General features: G+C 68.8%; 14 protein-coding genes and 1 pseudogene. 6 read left to right on the top strand and 9 right to left on the bottom strand.

Features of this window, described 5'->3' with window-relative positions; genetic code table 11:
- The first annotated feature begins 34 nt into the window (after positions 1-34).
- The 4 genes from AC5JCN_RS07305 (at position 35) to AC5JCN_RS07290 (ending at position 6,066) form a co-directional block, all read left to right on the top strand.
- On the top strand, positions 35-1,018 hold the full coding sequence (locus AC5JCN_RS07305) for a 3-hydroxyacyl-CoA dehydrogenase (RefSeq protein ID WP_495754377.1): 984 nt from the start codon (positions 35-37) through the stop codon (positions 1,016-1,018).
- A complete protein-coding gene (locus AC5JCN_RS07300; RefSeq protein WP_495754376.1) occupies positions 1,015-2,781 on the top strand; it encodes an FAD-dependent oxidoreductase in 1,767 nt (588 codons plus the stop codon). Before AC5JCN_RS07305 ends, AC5JCN_RS07300 begins: the two co-directional genes overlap by 4 nt.
- Positions 2,782-2,913: 132 nt before the next feature.
- Positions 2,914-3,438 carry a hypothetical protein gene (locus tag AC5JCN_RS07295; RefSeq protein WP_495754375.1) on the top strand — a complete coding sequence of 175 codons (525 nt, stop codon included), beginning with the start codon at positions 2,914-2,916 and terminating at the stop codon, positions 3,436-3,438.
- 45 nt (positions 3,439-3,483) lie between these two features.
- Positions 3,484-6,066 (top strand): methyl-accepting chemotaxis protein, encoded by a 2,583-nt coding sequence (locus AC5JCN_RS07290; protein WP_495754374.1) that lies wholly within the window; start codon positions 3,484-3,486, stop codon positions 6,064-6,066.
- Here AC5JCN_RS07290 and AC5JCN_RS07285 read toward each other — a convergent pair.
- The 9 genes from AC5JCN_RS07285 to AC5JCN_RS07245 all read right to left on the bottom strand — a co-directional run bounded on the left by AC5JCN_RS07285 (position 6,063) and on the right by AC5JCN_RS07245 (position 16,841).
- Positions 6,063-6,395: a hypothetical protein gene (locus AC5JCN_RS07285; protein ID WP_495754373.1), complete on the bottom strand. Its 333-nt coding sequence runs from the start codon at positions 6,393-6,395 to the stop codon at positions 6,063-6,065. The genes AC5JCN_RS07290 and AC5JCN_RS07285 overlap by 4 nt on opposite strands.
- A 103-nt stretch (positions 6,396-6,498) precedes the next feature.
- Positions 6,499-7,602 (bottom strand): DUF1513 domain-containing protein, encoded by a 1,104-nt coding sequence (locus AC5JCN_RS07280; protein ID WP_495754372.1) that lies wholly within the window; start codon positions 7,600-7,602, stop codon positions 6,499-6,501.
- Complete coding sequence (locus AC5JCN_RS07275; protein WP_495754371.1) at positions 7,592-8,638, bottom strand: imelysin family protein; 1,047 nt, start codon at positions 8,636-8,638, stop codon at positions 7,592-7,594. The genes AC5JCN_RS07280 and AC5JCN_RS07275 overlap by 11 nt, the downstream gene beginning before the upstream one ends.
- A gap of 8 nt (positions 8,639-8,646) precedes the next feature.
- Complete coding sequence (locus tag AC5JCN_RS07270; RefSeq protein WP_495754370.1) at positions 8,647-9,828, bottom strand: di-heme oxidoredictase family protein; 1,182 nt, start codon at positions 9,826-9,828, stop codon at positions 8,647-8,649.
- Positions 9,825-11,306, bottom strand: a complete 1,482-nt coding sequence (locus tag AC5JCN_RS07265; protein ID WP_495754369.1) for a multicopper oxidase family protein — start codon at positions 11,304-11,306, stop codon at positions 9,825-9,827. The genes AC5JCN_RS07270 and AC5JCN_RS07265 overlap by 4 nt, the downstream gene beginning before the upstream one ends.
- A gap of 17 nt (positions 11,307-11,323) precedes the next feature.
- Positions 11,324-12,610 carry an imelysin family protein gene (locus AC5JCN_RS07260; protein ID WP_495754368.1) on the bottom strand — a complete coding sequence of 429 codons (1,287 nt, stop codon included), beginning with the start codon at positions 12,608-12,610 and terminating at the stop codon, positions 11,324-11,326.
- A 301-nt stretch (positions 12,611-12,911) separates the two neighbouring features.
- The gene (locus AC5JCN_RS07255) at positions 12,912-13,901 is read right to left on the bottom strand and encodes a ketopantoate reductase family protein (RefSeq protein WP_495754367.1); all 990 of its coding nucleotides are present in this window, start codon (positions 13,899-13,901) and stop codon (positions 12,912-12,914) included.
- 15 nt (positions 13,902-13,916) lie between these two features.
- Positions 13,917-15,464: a malonate--CoA ligase gene (locus tag AC5JCN_RS07250; protein WP_495754366.1), complete on the bottom strand. Its 1,548-nt coding sequence runs from the start codon at positions 15,462-15,464 to the stop codon at positions 13,917-13,919.
- A 33-nt stretch (positions 15,465-15,497) separates the two neighbouring features.
- Positions 15,498-16,841, bottom strand: coding sequence for a malonyl-CoA decarboxylase (locus tag AC5JCN_RS07245; RefSeq protein ID WP_495754402.1), 1,344 nt, complete (start codon positions 16,839-16,841; stop codon positions 15,498-15,500).
- 154 nt (positions 16,842-16,995) lie between these two features.
- On the opposite strand from AC5JCN_RS07245, the gene AC5JCN_RS07240 reads away from it, so the two are divergent.
- Both AC5JCN_RS07240 and AC5JCN_RS07235 read left to right on the top strand, forming a co-directional pair.
- Complete coding sequence (locus tag AC5JCN_RS07240; protein WP_495754365.1) at positions 16,996-17,535, top strand: isochorismatase family protein; 540 nt, start codon at positions 16,996-16,998, stop codon at positions 17,533-17,535.
- A 333-nt stretch (positions 17,536-17,868) separates the two neighbouring features.
- A pseudogene (locus AC5JCN_RS07235) lies at positions 17,869-18,932 on the top strand (hypothetical protein); the annotation flags it as partial.

Below are 18,932 nucleotides of genomic sequence, written 5' to 3'. Positions count from 1 at the left end.
TTCCAGACGGCGATTATTCTCGTATACTTGTTGAATGCAAGATCGCAGCGCCGACCATCCGCAAGCCGTGCCGCCCGTCTCGGGGTCCATCGCCGTCGTCGGCGCCGGGTCGATCGGGACCGCATGGGCGACGGTCTTCGCGGCTGGCGGCTTCCCCGTAAAGCTATCGGATCCCGATCCGGAGCGCCTGGAACGCGCACTGGCCGAGGCGACCGGCGGACTCCACAGGCTGTCGGAAGCCGGCCTCCTCGACGGCGATCCCGCGCGGGCAGCCGCGCGGATCACGGGCGAAAGCCGCATGGAGGATGCCGTTCGGGACGCGAGTTACGTGCAGGAATGCGCGCCGGAGGACGTCGCGCTGAAGGCCAGCCTGTTCGCCGCGCTGGACGAGGCCTCGCCGGCGGACGCGGTGCTCGCCAGCTCGTCCTCCTTTCTTCCGGCATCGGCCTTCGCGTCGGAACTGCCCGGCCGGGCGAGGATGCTGGTCGTCCATCCCGGCAACCCGCCGACCCTGCTGCGGCTGGCGGAGATCGTTCCCGCGCCCTTCACCGACCCGGCCTGTACCGGCCGCGCCAAGGCCCTGCTCGAGGCATGCGGCCTCTCCACTGTCGTCGTCCGCCGCGAGGTGGAGGGTTTCGTCTTCAACCGTCTGCAGGGCGCGCTCCTGCGCGAGGCCTGGGCGCTCGTCGCCGACGGAGTGGCGGAGCCCGACGAGATCGACCGGATCGTGCGCGACGGGCTCGGCCTGCGCTGGGCGGTGATCGGTCCCTTCGAGACATCCGACCTCAACACGCGTGGCGGAATCGCGGCCCATGCCGCGCGGATGCTGCCTGCCTACGCCCGCATGGGCGCCGAGCGCGGCATGGCGGAACCGCCCTGGACGCCCGAGGTGGTCGACCAGGTCGTCGCCGACCGCCGGGCCCGCCTGCCCCTCGAGAACTGGGCCGACCGAGTCGGGTGGCGAGACCGCATTCTTGCCTTGCTGCTCGTGGCGCGCCGGAAGGGGAGCGGCAGGTGAGACCCGCGGGATCGGAGCTGCAGGCGCCCGAGACGGTAGCAGTTACCTTCGAGGGTCGCGTCCTGGCGGCCCGGCGCGGTGAAAGCCTCGCTGCCACTCTCGCAGCTCATGGCATCACGGTGCTCCGCGAGACACGCAGCGGGGCCGGACGCGGGCTGTTCTGCGGCATGGGCGTGTGCCAGGACTGCCTCGTCACCATCGACGGCAGCCCCAACCTGAACGCCTGCATGACCGTCGTCGACAGGCCGATGACCGTGGCGCGGCAGGTGTTTCCGCCCACGCTTCACACACCGGTGGAGCCGGCACACCCGGGTCATCCCGACGCCCTGCCGGATCCTGACATTCTCGTGGTCGGCGCGGGGGCGGGCGGTCTCGCCGCCGCGGCGGTCGCGGCAGAGGCGGGCGCCCGCGTCCTGGTGCTCGACGAGCGGTCCAAGCCGGGCGGGCAGTATTTCAAGCAGCCCGGTCCCGGGCTCGATTCCCGCCCGGGCACGCCGGACGACGGGCAGTTCGCGGCCGGGCGCCGGCTGATCGCCCGGGCACGCGCGGCCGGCGCAGGCTTTCTTCGCGCTGCGGCGGTGGGGTTCGACCCCGGGCTGGGCCTCCTCGCCGCAACCGAGTCCGGAGCGGTGGTGCGCCTGAAACCGAAACGCCTGATCGTCGCGACGGGAGCCTATGAGCGTCCCCATCCCGTGCCGGGGTGGACGCTGCCGGGTGTCATGACGACCGGCGCTCTCCAGACTCTCCTGCGGACCGACCGCGTTCTCCCCGGGCGGCGCATTCTCGTGGCGGGCAACGGTCCGCTGAACCTGCAGGTCGCGCTGGAACTGGCCAGCGCCGGGGCGGAGGTCGTCGGCGTCGCAGAAGCGGCCCAGCCGCCGGCGGTCCGGCAGTTCGGGGCATTTGCAGGAATGGCGCTCTCCTCGCCGCTGCTGCTCGGCCGCGGAGGCGCCACAGTGCTGGGGCTGCGAAGGCTCGGCGTGCCCGTGCTGTGGGGCAGCGTGGTGACGCGAGTCGATACCGTGCCGGGAGGATTATCGGTGACGCTGGCCGGACCCGGCGGGGCGATCAAGAATGTCACAGCCGATGTCGTCGGCCTCGGCTATGGTTTTCTTCCCGCCTGCGAACTTATTCGCCTGCTGGGCTGTCCCCAGACCTACGACGCCGGCCGCGACCAGCTCGTGACCGCCCGCGACGCGGACATGCATGCCGGCCGCCCGGAGATCTTCGCGGTCGGCGACTGCTGCGGGCTTGGCGGGGCACCCGCCGCCATGGCGGAAGGGATCATCGCCGGTGCGGTCGCCGCGACCGAAACCGGAGCTGTGCTACCGCAGCGGCTCGTGGGTGAGGTGGCCGCCGCAAGGCGAAGCCTTGGGCGGCATCGGCGCTTTCAGACGGCGCTCTGGCGCCTGTTCGCTGCACCGCGTCCCAACCTGAAAGACGTGCCCCCGGATACGGTCCTCTGCCGCTGCGAGGAAGTGACGCGCGAAAGCATCGAGCAGGCCATCGACGCTGGCGTCTCAGACATCGGCAGCCTGAAGCGTGCGACACGGCTCGGCATGGGCCGCTGCCAGGGGCGCTATTGCGGCCCGCTCGCCGTCCGGTTGCTTGCAGAGAACGGGAAGGCGGATCTCGACGCATCCGCCTTCTTCGCCCCGCGGCCGCCTGTCCGGCCCGTCAGGCTCGGCGCCCTCGCTGGGCTCGTCGACAATGACGAGATCATCCACGCGGAACAGGGTGAGCAGGTCACGCCACGCGCGTAAAAATCGACTACAACTAAGTATACAACCTATAGTAGAGTAGATCTGAGAGTCATAAGTTCTGCAGTTTACGATTGTGCAATCGAATTCGGCTACTGCTTTCTCATTGCCGGAAAGTTGTTCGGGAGAACTCTTTTGTCCAAGCGCTTCATGCAGGCCACTGCCGCGATCGCCTTCCTGTTCACCGCCATTCAGGCAAGGGCAGCCGACCTCGACGGGTATTTGAGCCTCGCCCACATGACTGTCAGGGAACTCGTGTCCGGAGAACTCGCCGACCCTCGGGCCACACAGGACCGGCTCAAGAAGATCATGCAGATCGGCATCGAGACCTGCCGCGACCGTGCCAAGTCGAATCCCGACGAGGCCAGGCTACTGGAACTCGTTGTTGCCGAGGCCCCGAAGATGACCTCCATGAAGCCGGAGGCACTCGAGGACGCTTGGGGCGATGACGGCACCGCCGGGGACGCAGCCGGCGTCCCGCTGTCGAGTCTCGACCAGTTCGCCGACGTCCGCAACTACCTCGACCTCGTGGTGCATCCGGCGCGAGCGCACGATTACATCGAGACCTACGTGCAGACGAAGGACCGTCAGGCCCTCGTCCAGGCGAAGGGAGAGCTCGTCGAGGTCATCGAGCACGTGACTTTGCTTCGCAAGCCCTGACCGGTGCACAGGCGCCTATTTCCCTGATTAGCCAACGAGGCGTCCATGTCGTCGGTCCATTCTATCGGCGGAAAGCTTTCTGCTGCTTTCTTGCTTGTCCTTCTCATTGCCATGGCGCCCCTCGCCGTCACGTATCTGACGTCGAGCCGGGTTGTGGAAAACCTTCACGACATCACCAGCCACAACGTGCCGGTGCTCCAGGCATCCGCTGAACTCGAGACGCTCAACCACAGGCTGATCGCACTCGTGCAATCGTCCCTGCGCTCGACCAGGCCTGATCCGCTCGCGAGGCCCGACGTGGCCGTCGTTCTGGCCGCGATCCGGGAAAGGGCGGATTCAATCGCCTCCGACGGTGACCACGAGGTCTCCCGGGCCGCCAAGGCGGCGGGTGATACCCTGACCAATGTAGCGGCTGCGGTGGATGGCGCCTTGTCAGCGCACGAAAGCAGGATCCGCTTCAGCTTTGACATTGGTGCATCCACCTACACGATCGAGACATTCGCGGTCCTGATGCGGGTCCGGCTCGCCCGGCTTCTCGAGCAGGTCCAGGAGCATGTCAGGTTCGATGCGCCGGTGGCGTTTGAGCTGGAACTCGAGAAGGCCGACATGGCATTCCTCGACACCTTGTCTCCCCAGCTCGACGACAAGCTCCGCGAACTCGTCGCGCAGTACCGCAAGCTGAACGCCAAGGTCGTCAAGGCCGTCACACAGATCGCCGGAGCCACGGACAAGGAGATGAAGGAGGCGATCCTGGAGAAGCAGCGGGGCAACGCCTTCCAGGCGGCGGCGCACCAGCTCGAAATGATCGTGGACTATGCCGCCCCTCTACAGGCGCAGCTTGCCGATGCCGAGCAGAAGGCGTTCGCAGAACTGGAATCTTCCGCCCGCGCTACGGTGAGCGCGACAGCAGAGGTGAAGCGGATCGCCGATGCGAGCCTTCGCAGCAATCGGGATGCCGCCGAACGGTCCAGCGCCAACGGACGCCTCGCTTCACTGGCTGCGGCTGCTGCTGCGCTCGTGACGGCTGGGCTTGCCGCGATGCTCGTCTCCGGGAGCCTGTCGCGTCCTATCGTGCGCATGGTTTCCGCCATCGGGGGGCTTGCCGCCGGCGACCGGAACACCGTTGTCCCCGACCAGTCGCGCAGGGACGAGATCGGTGCGATTGCCCGTTCGCTTCAGCAGCTCAAGGCCATGAGCGATGCCCGCGTGCTCATCGAAGCGACGCTGCGTGGGACGCCCCAGATGCTGATGATCTGCGACGCCGAGCGCCGCATCGTGTTCATGAGCTCCGCCCTCATGTCGTGGCTGCAGATGCTGACGCCGGACCTGACCCGCTCCGATACCCGCTTCGACGTCGGCAAGCTCCATGGCAGCGACATCGACAGCCTTATGCGCAACGACGCCTTCCAGCGTGGCGACGAGCAGACGGACGGAATGCGCAGCGTGGTCCGCCTCACGATTGCACGCCGGGCTGTGCTGGTATCGATGACGACGGTCATCGACGCCGGCAAGCGCATCGGTCAGACGCTCGACTGGCGCGACCTGACCGAGGAGATCGTCGGCGAGGAGGAGATCGCCACCCTCGTCAAGGCCGCCTCCGCGGGCGACTTCACCCTGACTGTCGGTGTCGAAGGCAAATCCGGCTTCGTGCGGCAGCTCGCAGAGGGTCTGAACGAGGTCTCCGCGACGGTCCGCAACGCCTTCGGGGAATTCCTTCCGGCGCTGCAGGCCATCGTGGCGGGCGACCTCAGCCGTCGGGTGCGCAATGACTATCGGGGAATGTTCGGCGAGATGAAAATCGCGGTGAACCAGACGATCGACGAGCTGGCCAGGACCATGGCCGATATCCAGGCGGCCGCAAGCGACGTGTCCGATGCCGCCCGCCAGATCAGCGGGGGGGCCAGCGACCTGTCACGACGGACGGTGGAGCAGGCATCGGCGCTCGAGGAGACTGCTGCCACGACGGAGCAGCTGGCCGCCTCGGTCAAGGAGACGGCGCGCGGCTCGGGCCGGGCGGCGACCATGGCCGGTGAGGCCACCGGCATCGCCGAGCGTGGCAGTGCGATCGTGAGCGATGTCGTGGAGGCCATGGAGCGGATCGAGGGCGGAAGCCACAAGATCTCGGAGATCACCACCGTGATCGACGAGATTGCGTTCCAGACCAACCTGCTCGCCCTCAATGCGGCCGTGGAGGCGGCCAGGGCAGGGGAGGCGGGCAAGGGCTTCGCCGTCGTGGCCGCCGAGGTGCGCACCCTCGCCCAGCGTTCGTCTGTTGCGGCGAAGGACATCGGCTCGCTGATCAGCCTGTCCAACGCCGAGGTGGGCAACGGAATGGAGCTCGCACGGTCCGCGGGTGAGGCGCTGGGCGCGATCGTCCAGTCCGCGCAGACCGTCTCCGGTACGATCCAGGAGATCTGTACGGCGACCGGCGAACAGGCGAACGGCATCGACGAGATGAGCCAGGCCGTGGCCGAGATGGACGGGATGACGCATGAAAACGCCACGCTCGCTGCGCAGAGCGCACATGCTGCGACGGCGCTGACCGAGCAGATCGACCGGCTCAACGCCATCGCGACCCGCTTCCGGACGGATGAACGGAGCGGGCGCGAGAGGAGGGCCGCCGCCTAGACGGCCCTTGCCTCGGCCCGCCAGCGGGCCAGGGCCTCCGGCCATCCCGGCGGATCGTCGGCCTCGAAGCCGAGTGTCTTGCCCCAGCCCAGCGATCGGTAGGCGCGCATGGCATCCCCGTGCGCGCCGGCCCTGAGGTAGCTGACCATGGCCTGTCTGCCGGTCCAGACGGTCAGCGTGTGGTAGAAGCCGTCCGCCGCACGCATGCTGGTCGCGAGGTTCCCGGGGGCAGTCCGGGCCTGCCGGGCGGCGCGCAGGGTAAGCCACCAGAACCGTGGCTGCTGCCAGATGCTGCGCACCTGAAACCCTGTCACCGACACATAGACCATCGCCCGGATGCCTCTGCGGGCCCCGTCGGCCCGTTGGTCATACGAGACGGTAGCTTGGCTGGATCGAGCGGACGCGGGATGGGGCCGGCCCCGAGGACCGGTTTCACACCACGCGCAGGTGATTGTCCCAGACCCAGCGGTCGAGCGCCGAGCCGCCGAGGCGGGCGAGATCGGCCTTCGACGGCGCGACGAACCGGACGCCGGCATTGCCCGAGGTGATCACGAAAAGCCCCGACTCGGGGGGTGCTGCAGCGATGCCGCATCCGTCGGGGTGGCGACGGGACCCGAGATAGCGGCCCTCCCGGTTCCAGAAGGCGACGCGGCCACCGCGCGGACAGGCCGCTGCAACGACCTGGTCATCGCAGTCGAAGGCGACAGCGCCGACATAGTTGGCGAGGGCGGCGAGGTCCTCGTCCGGGATGTCGAAGAGCCGGACCGCGCCGTCCGGAGACACGATGCCGACCAGCGAGGGCGCGTCATCCGACTCTCCTTCGAACTGGCAGCCGAACGCGATCGCCCCGTCCGCGGCCACCGCGATGTGCCTGATGCTGGAGAGATGCATGCGCGGCCCGAGGTCGAAGCTGGCGCGCACCGTCCCGCCCGAATCGACCAGCGACAGGTTGGGCGCCATCGCGTCCTTGTTCAGGATGTCGCGTCCGGTGGACGGGTGCGTCTGGATTCCCCCGTTCGCGACCGCGATGAGGTCGCGCCCCGGCATGCGCGCGACGTCGTGCGGCCCGACGCCATTGCTTTGGAACTCGCCGACGCGGCGGAAACCGTCCGTGGCGTCGTAGACGCCCACCATGCCCCGGCCGCCGTCGTAGTCGTTCTCGGTGGCGTGCAGCAATCGCCCGTCCGGCGTGAACACGCCATGGCCGAAGAAGTGGCGGCCCGGCGCGGAGAGAATGGTGTGCCGGACGTTGCCGTTGCGGTCGACGGCCACCGCCCAGTTCCCGGGCCGGCGGGCGAAGACGACCAGCATCTGCCCGTCCGGCGAGCGGGCCATGTCGTGCCCGCGCCCCGGCAGGTCGGTCGCGAAGATCTCGGCACCGCCGGCGTCGAACACGGCGAGCGAGGCCTTGCCCGCCGCATCCATGCGCGCGCCGGCAAAGACGGTCGGCGCTGCCGCCCGTGCCCGGCCGCCGATCAGGGACAGCGCCGCGGCCGAACCGAGCGCGGCGACGAGGGTACGCCTGTCAATCGCCATCGAGAGAATTGAACCCCAGTGTGATGCCGAGTGCCGCGGGCAGGACCATGGAGGCGGTCTGCCGCGCTGACCGCACGGCCGTGAGGAGGAGCTGGATGCGGCGCCGCGCCTTGTCGTCCTGGGCGGTCGGGCCGATATCCGCCGGCATGCTGCCGGCGATGGAGGCTGCGCCGTCGGCGGTCTCGACAGCCGTATCCGCGCCCTCGGCCCCGCCGATCATGACGCGGGTGAGCTCGGCCACCGACGCGAGGTTGAGTTCGATCGTGCGGGCGCTCCGGCCGGATCGCCAGTACTCGGCGGAGGTCGGCTTCGCCGCTTCGGCGGTCTCTCCGAAGACCGGCTTCAGCTTTGCCTCGTCGGTTTCCTGCAGCATGGCCAGCAGGTCGGTCGCGATGCGGGTGACGGCCTCCTTCGCCTGACCGGGGTCCTTGAGCGTCGCCTGCATCGACCCCTGCCAGCCCGCCAGCGTGTCGCCCGCGACAGCCGCGATACCGCCCGCGATTGCCGTGCCGACTGCGCAGCGGCGCACGGCTGCCGGCGTCGCTGCCGTCAGCGCAGCAGAAGGATCCTCGCCGTCGTAGAGAAGCCGTTCCATCGCCGAGAGGCCCTGCACGGCGACGCTGGACTGGCGGAACTTCGATGGCGCGAGATCGTCGGGACCGCTGCCCAAGAGCAGCGCGGCGACGCCCTTCCCGACGGCGTTCTTGCGCTCCGGCCAGTGCTCCATGCGCTCGTAGCGATCATCCTGGGCGATCGGGCCGTAGCGCACCACCTCGACGGACGCCCACGCGTCGGCCGTTTTCGCGAAGGCGGCGCGGAGGTCGGCGAATCCGCCGGGAGCCCGTGTCGAGCAGAAGCCCTTCCAGGCCGCCTCCTGCGACTGCGCCGCATCGGCCAGCGCGCGATACCGTGGGATGGCGAACTGTTCGGCGACGCGCGTCGCGACGGCCACGTCGTCCGCGGCTCTCGCGGGCGGTGCCGGGATGGCGAGGGTAGCTGCGGCGAGAGCGGCGGGGAGGAGCAGGATTCTGGACATGCCGGATCCTAGAGGCTGGCGAGATAGGCGAGAAGCGCTGCGCTGTCGCGGGCTGACAGAGCGCGGTACCGGTCGCGGGCCCGTTCGGCCTCTCCACCGTGCCGGTCGATAGCCTCGGCAATCGTGGCCGCGCTGCCGTCGTGAAGAAGTCCCTTGGCCTCGTTCTGCCCGAGACCCCAGAGGGGAGCCGTCCGCCAGTCCCGTCCCGAGGCCTCCCCGTCGCCGGAGTATCCGTCGAGGCCGGGCCCCATGTCGTGGAGGAGCAGGTCGGTAAGGGCCCGCACCGGCGCGCCGTCCCGGCCGGGGAGGACCGGCACATGGCATGTTGCGCAGCCGGTCGACGCGAAGAGTGCAGCGCCCCTGCCGCCCGCGCTGGTCGAGGCGGGCGCGGGAAGCGCCGCCACATGGGCGCGGAGCGCGTCGACGATGGCGTCGCCGATTTCGGGGCCGCCCTCGGACATCTCCGCGCGGGCGCCATGAGGCGCATCGATGCAGGCTCTCTCGGCGAAGGTGCAGTCTCCCCAAGGGGCGGGAGCGCGCGAGGTCGACAGGCCGAGGTCGATCGAAAAGGCGGATGCGATCTGCGCCTCGATGGTGGGCTGGCCCGCTTTCCAGCCGAAACGTCCGATGCGCCCGTCCGGCAGGCGGTGGACGCGCCCGCGCACGCCATCCGGACTCACGGCCTGCGCCGCAGCGATCGCCTCGATGGCGGCGTCGGGTACGCCCTCCAGCAAGCCGAGCCCGTGCAGGTCGGGCGCCACGCGAAAGCTGGCGCGGGTCCCGGCATCGAGTGCACCATAAGCGAGGCCGGTGATGTCCGGTCGCCGGCTCGAGCGGCCGACGATCGCTTCGGGTGCGACGCCCGGTACGGCCTGTGTCTGGATCTGGAAGCCGTAAACCGGGTCCGGACGGCCCTGCGCGTCGCCGAGGCGGACGACGAGGCCGGCGGGGAGCCGGTGGGCGCCCGCGTCGGCCCGGCCGCCACCCTCATGGCAACCGGAACAGGAGCGCGCATTGTAGAGCGGACCCAGCCCGTCATTGGCCTTCGTTGAGGACGGAGCCGGCACCCAGGCACGATCGAACAGGCGGCCACCGATGGCGGCGCCGAGGTCGCCGGCCGCGGCAGGCACGCCTTGGGCGATAGCCGCCGCCAGCATGACCACCGGCAGGAACACGGCCCTGGAAGTCATGCCTCGACCCTCAGCCACCCCATCATGCCTGTCTCGAGGTGCTCGAGGATGTGGCAGTGGAACATCCAGGCGCCGGGAGCGGCGACGAAGGCGATCTCGACCCGCTCCTTGGGAGACAGCAGCACCGTGTCGGCGTGAAACTCCGGGAGTTTCGTCCGCGATGTCGAGAGCACTTTGAACACGTGCCCGTGCAGGTGGATGGGGTGCGGGTGTGGCGTGGCATTCATCAGTTCGAAGACGTAGCTCCTGCCCGCCTTCAGCACCGCGACGGGAGGCGGCACGTTGAGGTGGCCGCCGGCCGGCCACGAGGCCTTGTTGATGGCCCAGTAGGTCTCGTCCCGCACGCACAGGCTGTCCATCAGCACCTTGGTGAGCGGATCGGCCGGGTCGAGGCCTTCCGCGAAGCTGGTGATCGACGAGGACGCAGCCGAGAAGGCGAAGGGCAGGCGCTCGGCACGTTTCATATCCGGCACCAAGATGTCGGCTGCCGAGAGGATCAGGGGATCGAAGCTGCGCCTCGCGCCAGGCCGCGCCTCGCCGGCGCTTTCGAAGCGGGCAATCTCCCAAGGCTCCGCGGAGAAGTAGTCGACGATCCGAAGGGCGCCACCGGCGGGCGGCACGCGCACCAGCAGATCGACACGCATCGCCGGTCCCATGCGCCACGTCTCGACGCCGGACGCGTCGAGAGCGACGGGTGGCAGCGGGTGGCCGTCCACGGCGATCAGCGCCGCCTCTCCGCCCTCGACGCCCACCTCCAGCACGCGGCTTGAATCGAGATTGAGCAGACGCACCCGGATCTCCGATCCCGGCCGCGCAGCCTGGACGAAGCCCGGACGGCCGTTGACCTGACGGACGGTGCCGAAGGTCCCCGCCCTGGCCGCCCCCTGCGGCGTGACGAACTCCATCCAGGTGCCGTCGGGGTTCAGCCGCCAGTCCTTTACGGCAAGAACGATGTCGGCGTCCGGTGTCCGGACCTCGTCGCCCTCGACCACCAGGACACCCGCGAGGCCGTGCCCGACCTGGCCGCTCTCGTTGCAGTGCGGGTGAAAAAAGAACGTCCCGGTGTCGGCAAGGGTGAAATCGTAGTGGAAGGACTCGCCCGGCTGGACCGGCGGCTGCGTCAGATACTGGACGCCGTCCATCGCATTGGGCAGCCGCAGGCCGTGCCAGTGGACCGAGGTGTGTTGCGGCAGTTCGTTGCGGAGGGTGACCGACATCCGGTCGCCCTGCCTGGCGCGCAGCACGGGAAAGAGCTCGTCCGTGTAGGACCAGACGGCGGTTTCCGGCCCATCGGGTCCGAGCAGGCGGGCCTTGCGCTTGGCGGCGCGGAAGACGAGATCGTGCGTCCGCGCCGCCTCGCGCTGCGGCCGGCGGCGGGGGAGAATCGCCGGCCGTGGGGGGGAGGGAAGGGCGCTCCCCCCGATCACGCTGGCAGCCGCCCCGGCCAAAAGGCCGAGTGCACGCCTGCGAGACAGCATGTGGGTCCTGCCCGGGCTCACTCGGTCTTGACCTTGGCGGGGTCGTCCAGGCTGTCCGATCCCTCGACCTTGATCTTGAGGCCGAGCTTGCCGACGACGCTTTCCAGCGCGCGGGCCTGTGCGACGAGCCCGTCCACGCCGTCCATGATGAGCTTGTTGCCCTCTTCGTTGCCGCTCGCGAGCATCTGGTCGTAAGCCATCCCGCCCGTTTCTGCCTTGGCCTTGATGGCGGCGAGCCTGTCCAGGGTCGTGGCCATGGCCTTGTCCAGCGCCGCTGCCTGCTCCGGGACCTTCGCGGCTGCATAGGCGGCAAGGCTTGGTCCCTCGACGACGCTGCCGTCGAGACGCCTGTAGCGCGCGTTGTAGAGCGCGATCATTCCCACCTCGTCGAAGTAGTGCGAGTTGTGGGTGTTGTCGGAAAAGCAGTCCTGCTCCTCCTCTGGGTCGTGCAGCATGACACCGAGCTTCATCCGCTCGCCGGCAAGCTCGCCATAGCTGAGCGAGCCGATTCCGGTCGCGATCACGGCGAGGCCGTCGGTGCCCTTCTTCTTCGACAGTGCCTTGCGGGCGGCACCGTCAGGCTTCCAGTTGGCCGCCATTTCGGCGAGGTCTTTGACCAGCAGGTCCGTCGCGGCCTTGAGATAATCCCGGCGGCGATCGCAATTGCCATGTGTGCAGGACGCGGTGTCGTAGTCGCTCGCGGGACGGGCGCCGGCACCCGGGCCCGTTCCGTTGAGGTCTTGTCCCCACAGCAGGAATTCGATGGCGTGATAGCCGATCGCCACGTTCGCCTCGACGCCACCGGCTTCCTGCAGGCTCTCCAGCAGCTTCGTGTCGATCGTCGTCGCGTCCACCTGCTTCTTGCCGATGCGGATGCTTTTGCTGGCGACGACGTTGGCCCGGTACAGGGGATTCTCGTCGGATGTCTCGCCATAGCTGCCGGTATCGACATAGTCGATGAGCCCCTCGTCGAGGGGCCAGGCGTTCACGCGCCCCTCCCATTCGTCGACGATCGGGTTTCCGAAGCGAAGGCCTTCCGTCTGCATGTACCAGGGGCGCGCGTCGATCCACGCCTTGCGCGCCGCGGCGAGTGTCGCGTCGTCCGGCTTGGCGAGGAAAGCCTCGACGGCTGTCTGCAGCGTCTTGGCTGAGGCGAGGGCGTCGTCAAACATCGCCTGCGCGATGTCGGCGTACTGGGCCATCACGGCCCTGGGCTCGGGAGCCTTCGTGGCGGGGGCCGCCAACGCAGCGGCGGAGCAGGACAGGGCGAGCGACAGGACAAGGGTTCGCAGGCGGCGCGGCACGGCTATCTCCGGACGAAGCAGTGGGAAGATCTTGGCGGGAGGGGGCAGGGGGTCAGGGTCCCCCGACGCCTTCGCAGCAGCATTGGCGCGCACGCGCGCACGGCGCCCGGAAGCGCTGGAGTGTCATGGCACAGTCCTTTCAATCCGCAGGATTCAAGGTCCTGCAATCGGGACGGGACTCCGTCGCCGCGGACACAACCATGTATCGGTGTGTCGTGCAAGCAAGAACGACAATAGAAGCTAGTCTGAAATCATTCCAATCTACGTAGTTTGAAGTACTTCCAGAGTAGACTCGGTCCGTTCACGCCGTGCCCCACCTGGGGCCGCGCGCGTCGGCCCTGGCCGCAGCCTCGCGCTCGGCCTCCGGCCTCGCGTCGGAATGGGTAGCGGCCTCCCGGCCCTTCACGGCCGCGACAACGGCCTCGTTGACCGGCGTCGGAATCCCGAGCCGCCGGCCATGCGCCACGAGGGCACCGTTGAGCGCGTCGATCTCCGTCTTTCGCCCGCTTTCGACGTGCTGCAGCATCGAGGGGCGGTTGTAGCGCTCCCAGCAATGGTCCCGGATGTGCTCGCGCGGGTCGTCCTCGGGCAGCCGGACCCCGGCGGCCGCGACGACGGCCAGCACCTCGTCCAGGACGAGGTCCACGAGCCGCGACGCCCCTGGATCGCGCGCGATCTCCCCCGGGCGCAACCCGGTGATGGCACTGACGGGGTTGATGGCGCAGTTGTGGACGAACTTGCTCCACACCACGCCCACCACATTATCCGACACCGTCGTGGGCAGGCCACCCGTGCTGAACAGGCGTGCCACCTGCAGGCACCGGTCGCTCGGCCTGCCGTCGATCTCCCCGATCTCCGTGGACCCGAGGTTGGTGTGCAGGACGTGCCCCGGGCCAAGGCCCGCGCCGCTGTTGTAGGTCGATCCAGCGATGACCCTGTCCCGCCCCAGCACCGCGGCCAGAGCCTCCCAGTTGCCGATACCGTTCTGAAGCGTCAGCGCATAGCCGCCTGGTTTCAGGCAGAACTTCGCGATGTTGGCAGCTTCGGTTGTGGCGGCGGAGTCCACCTGCACGAGCACCATGTCCGCGAGGCCCAGCGCGCCGGGGTCCGTGCTTGCCTCGAACGGCGTCACGCTCTCGCCCAGCACACCTTCGAGCGTCAGCCCGGGATGGACGAGGGAAGCCGTGACCTCGGGCCGGACGTCGCAGAACGCGACTTCGCATCCCGCCCGCGCCAGGGCCGCCCCGAAGATGGACCCCATCGCGCCTGCGCCGACAACGATCACCCGCATTGCGTATTCCTCGTCTCAGTGCCCGGGGCCATCCTTTGCCGGGTCCGGCTCGGCGTAGAGATCCCGCCACGTCTCTCGCAGCGCGTTCTTCTGCACCTTGCCCATGGTGTTGCGCGGCAGGTCGGGCACGAAGAGCACGCGCTTCGGCAGCTTGAACTTGGCAAGCCGCGGCCGCAGGGCTTCGAGAATTTCGTTTTCCCCGAGATGCGAACCCGGCTTCCGGACAACCGCCGCCGTCACGCCCTCGCCGAAGTCGCGGTGCGGCACGCCGAACACGGCGCTTTCGACCACGCCGGGTATGGCGTCGATCTCCGCCTCGACCTCCTTCGGGTAGACGTTGAAACCCCCGGTGATCACCAGGTCCTTGCTGCGGCCGATGATCGTCACGTAGCCGCGGGCATCGATGAGGCCGAGGTCGCCGGTGATGAAGTAGCCGTCCTTGCGGAACTCGGCCGCCGTCTTTTCCGGCATGCGCCAGTAGCCGCGGAAGACGTTGCGCCCGCTGACCTCGATCACGCCGATCTCGCCCTGCGGCAACACCCTGCCGCTCTCGGGCTCGGCAACGCGCAGGGAGACCCCAGGCAGGGGAGGGCCGACAGTGCCCGCCACGCGCTCGCCCTTGTAGGGATTGGAGGTGTTCATGTTGGTTTCGGTCATCCCGTAGCGCTCGAGGATGGCGTGGCCCGTCCTCTCTCGCCACTCGCGATGCGTCTCTGCCAGCAGCGGGGCGGAGCCGGACACGAAGAGCCGCATGTGTGCGGTCGCGGCCCTGTCCAGCCCGGGGTGCTGCAGCAGGCGCACATAGAAGGTCGGCACGCCCATCATGGTGGTGGCGCGCGGCATCAGCCGCATCACCGTGTCGGGCTCGAAGCGCGGCACGAACAGCATCGACCCGCCGGCCAGAAGGACGGTGTTCGTGGCCACGAACAGTCCATGCGTGTGGTAGATCGGCAGGGCGTGCAGCAGCACGTCCCGCTCGGTGAAGCGCCAGGCTTCCCGCAGCACCTCGGCGTTCGAGGCGAGGTTGTCGTGGGAGAGCATCGCTCCCTTCGACCGCCCGGTCGTGCCCGACGTGTAGAGGATGGCGGCGAGGTCGTGCGGCTGGCGCACCACGTCGCTGAAGGAAGGCGCCTCCCGGGCGGCGCGATCCGGGAGCGTTCCGGTGCCGTCCGCGTCCATCGTCTCGACACGGGCGCCGTGCGGCAGGCCCGGAAGCGTCTGGGCCGCCTCACGACGATCCGATCCGACGACCAGGAGCCGCGGTTCGGCATCGCCGACGAAGTAGTCCACCTCCGGGAGCGTGTAGGCGGTGTTGAGGGGCAGGTAGATGGCACCGGCGCGCAAACAGGCGAGGTAGAGGATCAACGCTTCCGGCGACTTCTCGACCTGGACCGCGACGCGGTCTCCCGGCGCCACGCCCAGCCCCTCGATGGCTCGGGCATAGCGGGCCGTGGCGTCGAGCAGGCCGCCATAGGTGAGGACGCGGCCCTCGTCGGTCTCTAGGAAGACGGCATCCCGGCCTGGCATGCGGGATGCGATCAGCCCGAACAGGTTTCCACTCATCGGCCACAACCTTTCTGGCGTGCTCGGGCGGCCTCAGGCCTGCGCGGCGTCCTTGCGCGCTCGCCGGCGGATCAGGCTCCGGACCCCGGGCGCCGCGGCGATCTCGCCCCGGTTGCTGTACGCCTCGTGGTTCTTCTCGATGTCGGCCAGCGCATAGAGGTAGTTGACCATGAAGCCATAGGCCTGTGCCAGCCCCCGCGGCGACGGATCGCCAAGCAAGTTGACGCGCTCCAGCCGCGCGCCGTTGCCGAGGTGGAACCGTGCGACGGGGTCGGCAGGGCGGTTCCCCGCTCCCTTTGCCTGCAGCAGGTATTGTGCAGCGGCCGCCTGGAGCACTCGCTGCAAATCGTCGGATTCGCCGGCCTCGGCCAGCCATGCGGGATCGTCCAGCACCTCGAGCGTCGCCCGTTCCGCCGGCCCGAGGAACGTGTTGCTGTCGCCGCGCCGTTCGCGGTCGAGCCAGCGCGCGAAGCCGGGCAGGGGGGACAGCGTAACGAAGGTGCCGAGGCTCGGCACCTGCCGGGCGAGTTCCTCCGCCACCTGCTTGATGAGGAAACTGCCGAAGGACACGCCGCGCAGCCCGTCCTGACAGTTCGAGATGGAGTAGAAGACGGCGGTCGTGGCGTCCTTCAGGGCCAGCGGACGGGTGTCTCCCGCGAGCAGCGGTCCGATGGCGGACGGAATGCCGGGGGTGAGCGCCACCTCCACGAAGATCAACGGCTCGTCGACGATCTGCGGGTGGAAGAAGGCGAAGCAGCGCCGGTCCACCGGCTCCAGCCTGCGGCGCAGGTCGTCCCAGCTCTCGATGGCGTGCACGGCCTCGTAGCGGATGATCTTCTCTAGGATGTTGGCGGGTGTCTGCCAGTCGATCGGGCGCAGGACGAGGAAGCCGCGGTTGAACCACGATGCGAAGAGATGCTGGAAGTCGGCATCGAGCGCCTGCAGGCCCGGCTCCTCGCTCAGCATGAGCAGGAGATCCTCGCGCATCCGGACGAGGCGCAGCGTGCCGTTGGGCGACAGGTTCAGCCGGCGGATCAGCTCCTGCCGGCGCGGCTCGGATGCATTGTGCAACTCCATCAGGCTGCGGTGGTCCGGCGTCTCGCGATAGGCGGCGATGGCCTTCTCCAGCCGCTCATGCTCGGGGCCGAAGCGCTCCGCCATGGTGACGAGGGCGTCGCGCCGGCCGGCCGGGTCCAGCGCCTCGTAGCGGTCGAGGATGTCGCGGGCCAGCGCGACCCCCGAGGCCTCGCCGCGACCCGACAGCAGCGCCTCGTAGAGCTGCTCGAACGGTCTGCGCGATCCCGTGGCGCGGCTGGGACCGATCATGGCCCGGCCCCGATCTGCGATGCTCTGCAGAAGTTCGTTGAAATAGGTCATCGGCACGGGCGAGGTCACTCCTTGCGGCAGAACAGGCGGGCGCGAGCCTGCTGGCCGCCCGACCATGCTGCCGCCGGGTGCGCGCCTTGTCAGGCCCAGCGATAGTATGCACCGTCCATCACGGCCGTTCCGCGACGTCCCGGAGATCCGACAAATGCCAGCCACCATCGACCGCCGCCGTTCCGCCCTGCTGCTGATTGATTTCCAGGCACGGCTGAGGCCGGTCATCGACGACGCCGACAGCACCTTGAGAGAAGCGGCACGCGTGTCATCCGCCGCGCGGCTGCTGGGTGTCCCCGTCGTCTACACGGAGCAGAACCCGGCGCGGCTCGGCGCGACCGCCGAGGAGCTCCGGCCGGCCGGAGGCGACGCGGTGCTGGCAAAGATGACCTTCGACGCGTGCCGCGCCGACGCCTTCACCGGGGCATTGGGGGACGTGCGGGACGTGGTCGTGGGCGGTTGGGAGACCCATGTCTGCGTGCTGCAGACCGTCCTCGGCCTGCTGGACCGCGGCCGGCGGGTCTTCGTGCTCTCCGATGCGGTCGGGTCCCGCACGCCGCAAAGCCGTGCGGCGGGCATCGATCGGATGCGCCAGAACGGGGCGGAGATGGTGACGGCGGAAATGGCGATTTTCGAATGGTTGGAAGCCGCCCACCACCCCCGCTTCCGGGAGATTCTGGCCCTCGTTCGATGAACCGTGAAGGACATGAGCTTAACAGCGGGCAGAATTGAAAGCGGTAGAGCTTAAGGGTTAGGACAAATCCAAAATCTCGTCAAACCAATGAGAAATATTGCTAATTTGGCTTGGAAGCCTTGGCTGTGAGTTGAGCAGATTAACATTAATAAGACTACAATATAGGCAAGTTTAATAAAAAGAGGTAGTCCCTTCTTCATCGAGTGAGGCACGTCCGACATCGACGCCGGCACCGGACATCACGGGCCGGAAGCCGCGAAGGCCCTCACGACCATCGAATTCGCCGGGAGGCGACGCGCACCCCATGGGTCGCGCGAGAAGGAGGATTTTGCCATGCGTAAGGTGTTCGCCCTCGCTTTCATCCTGAGCGCCTCGACCGCCCTCGGGACGACGGTTGCGTCGGCCAGCAACAACAATGACTGCCGCTACGTTGCCGGAGAGCAGCGCGGAGGCTGCTCGGGGTTCCAGACGGATCCCCGGGGCGGAGTACGATTCATCGCTCCGGCCTCGATCCCCACGCCGCCGCGGGTTGAGCGCCCGGTTGCCCCAAGCCCCGAAAAGCCCAGCACGGTCGTGACCAACCCGGCCAATGGCGGCGGCAAGGGCAATGACGGCGAAGGCGGTAACGGCAAGGATCGCGATCACGGCAAGGGCAAGGACCAGAGCGGCCGTGACCACGGCAAGGACGGCCACGAGGGCCGCGACCATGGCGACAAGGGCCAAGGCGATCACGGCGACCGCGATCACGGCGACCGCGATCACGGCGACCGCGACCATGGTGGCCGTGATGGAAAGGATCACGGCGGCAAGGGCGGTGACCGCGGTGGCGACAAGGGCGGCGATCGCGGCGGCGGCAAGGGCGGCAAGGGCGGCGACAAGGGCGGCGACCGCGGTGGCGACAAGGGCGGTGACCGCAGCGGCGACAAGGGCGGTGACCGCGGCGGCGACAAGGGCGGCGATCGCAGCGGCGACAAGGGCGGCGATCGCAGCGGCGACAAGGGCGGCGATCGCGGCGGCGACAAGGCTGGCGATCGCGGCGGCGACAAGGGCGGTGACAAGGGAAATTGTGGTTGCGGCGGCCAGTCTGGCGGCAACCAGGGTGGTCAGCAGGGCGGAAGCCAGGGCGGCCAGTCCGGCGGCAACCAGGGCGGTCAGCAGGGCGGCAACCAGGGTGGCCAGCAGGGCGGCAACCAGGGCGGTCAGCAGGGCGGCAACCAGGGTGGCCAGCAGGGCAGCAACCAGGGCGGCATGTCCGGCGGCAACCAGGGTGGCCAGCAGGGCGGAAGCCAGGGCGGCCAGTCTGCCGGCAACCAGGGTGGCCAGTCGGGCGGAAACCAGGGCGGTCAGCAGGGCGGCAACCAGGGTGGCCAGCAGGGCGGCAACCAGGGTGGCCAGTC

Source organism: Alsobacter sp. (assembly GCF_059501845.1).
This window is presented reverse-complemented; position numbering and strand designations above follow the sequence as displayed.

What these genes read in the sequence shown, in the direction of transcription:
- AC5JCN_RS07245 (WP_495754402.1), bottom strand. Translation starts at nt 16,841, where the DNA reads ATGACCTATTTCAACGAACTTCTGCAGAGCATCGCAGATCGGGGCCGG.
- AC5JCN_RS07250 (WP_495754366.1), bottom strand. Translation starts at nt 15,464, where the DNA reads ATGAGTGGAAACCTGTTCGGGCTGATCGCATCCCGCATGCCAGGCCGG.
- AC5JCN_RS07305 (WP_495754377.1), top strand. Translation starts at nt 35, where the DNA reads ATGCAAGATCGCAGCGCCGACCATCCGCAAGCCGTGCCGCCCGTCTCG.
- AC5JCN_RS07240 (WP_495754365.1), top strand. Translation starts at nt 16,996, where the DNA reads ATGCCAGCCACCATCGACCGCCGCCGTTCCGCCCTGCTGCTGATTGAT.
- AC5JCN_RS07270 (WP_495754370.1), bottom strand. Translation starts at nt 9,828, where the DNA reads ATGACTTCCAGGGCCGTGTTCCTGCCGGTGGTCATGCTGGCGGCGGCT.
- AC5JCN_RS07255 (WP_495754367.1), bottom strand. Translation starts at nt 13,901, where the DNA reads ATGCGGGTGATCGTTGTCGGCGCAGGCGCGATGGGGTCCATCTTCGGG.
- AC5JCN_RS07280 (WP_495754372.1), bottom strand. Translation starts at nt 7,602, where the DNA reads ATGGCGATTGACAGGCGTACCCTCGTCGCCGCGCTCGGTTCGGCCGCG.
- AC5JCN_RS07275 (WP_495754371.1), bottom strand. Translation starts at nt 8,638, where the DNA reads ATGTCCAGAATCCTGCTCCTCCCCGCCGCTCTCGCCGCAGCTACCCTC.
- AC5JCN_RS07285 (WP_495754373.1), bottom strand. Translation starts at nt 6,395, where the DNA reads ATGGTCTATGTGTCGGTGACAGGGTTTCAGGTGCGCAGCATCTGGCAG.
- AC5JCN_RS07265 (WP_495754369.1), bottom strand. Translation starts at nt 11,306, where the DNA reads ATGCTGTCTCGCAGGCGTGCACTCGGCCTTTTGGCCGGGGCGGCTGCC.
- AC5JCN_RS07290 (WP_495754374.1), top strand. Translation starts at nt 3,484, where the DNA reads ATGTCGTCGGTCCATTCTATCGGCGGAAAGCTTTCTGCTGCTTTCTTG.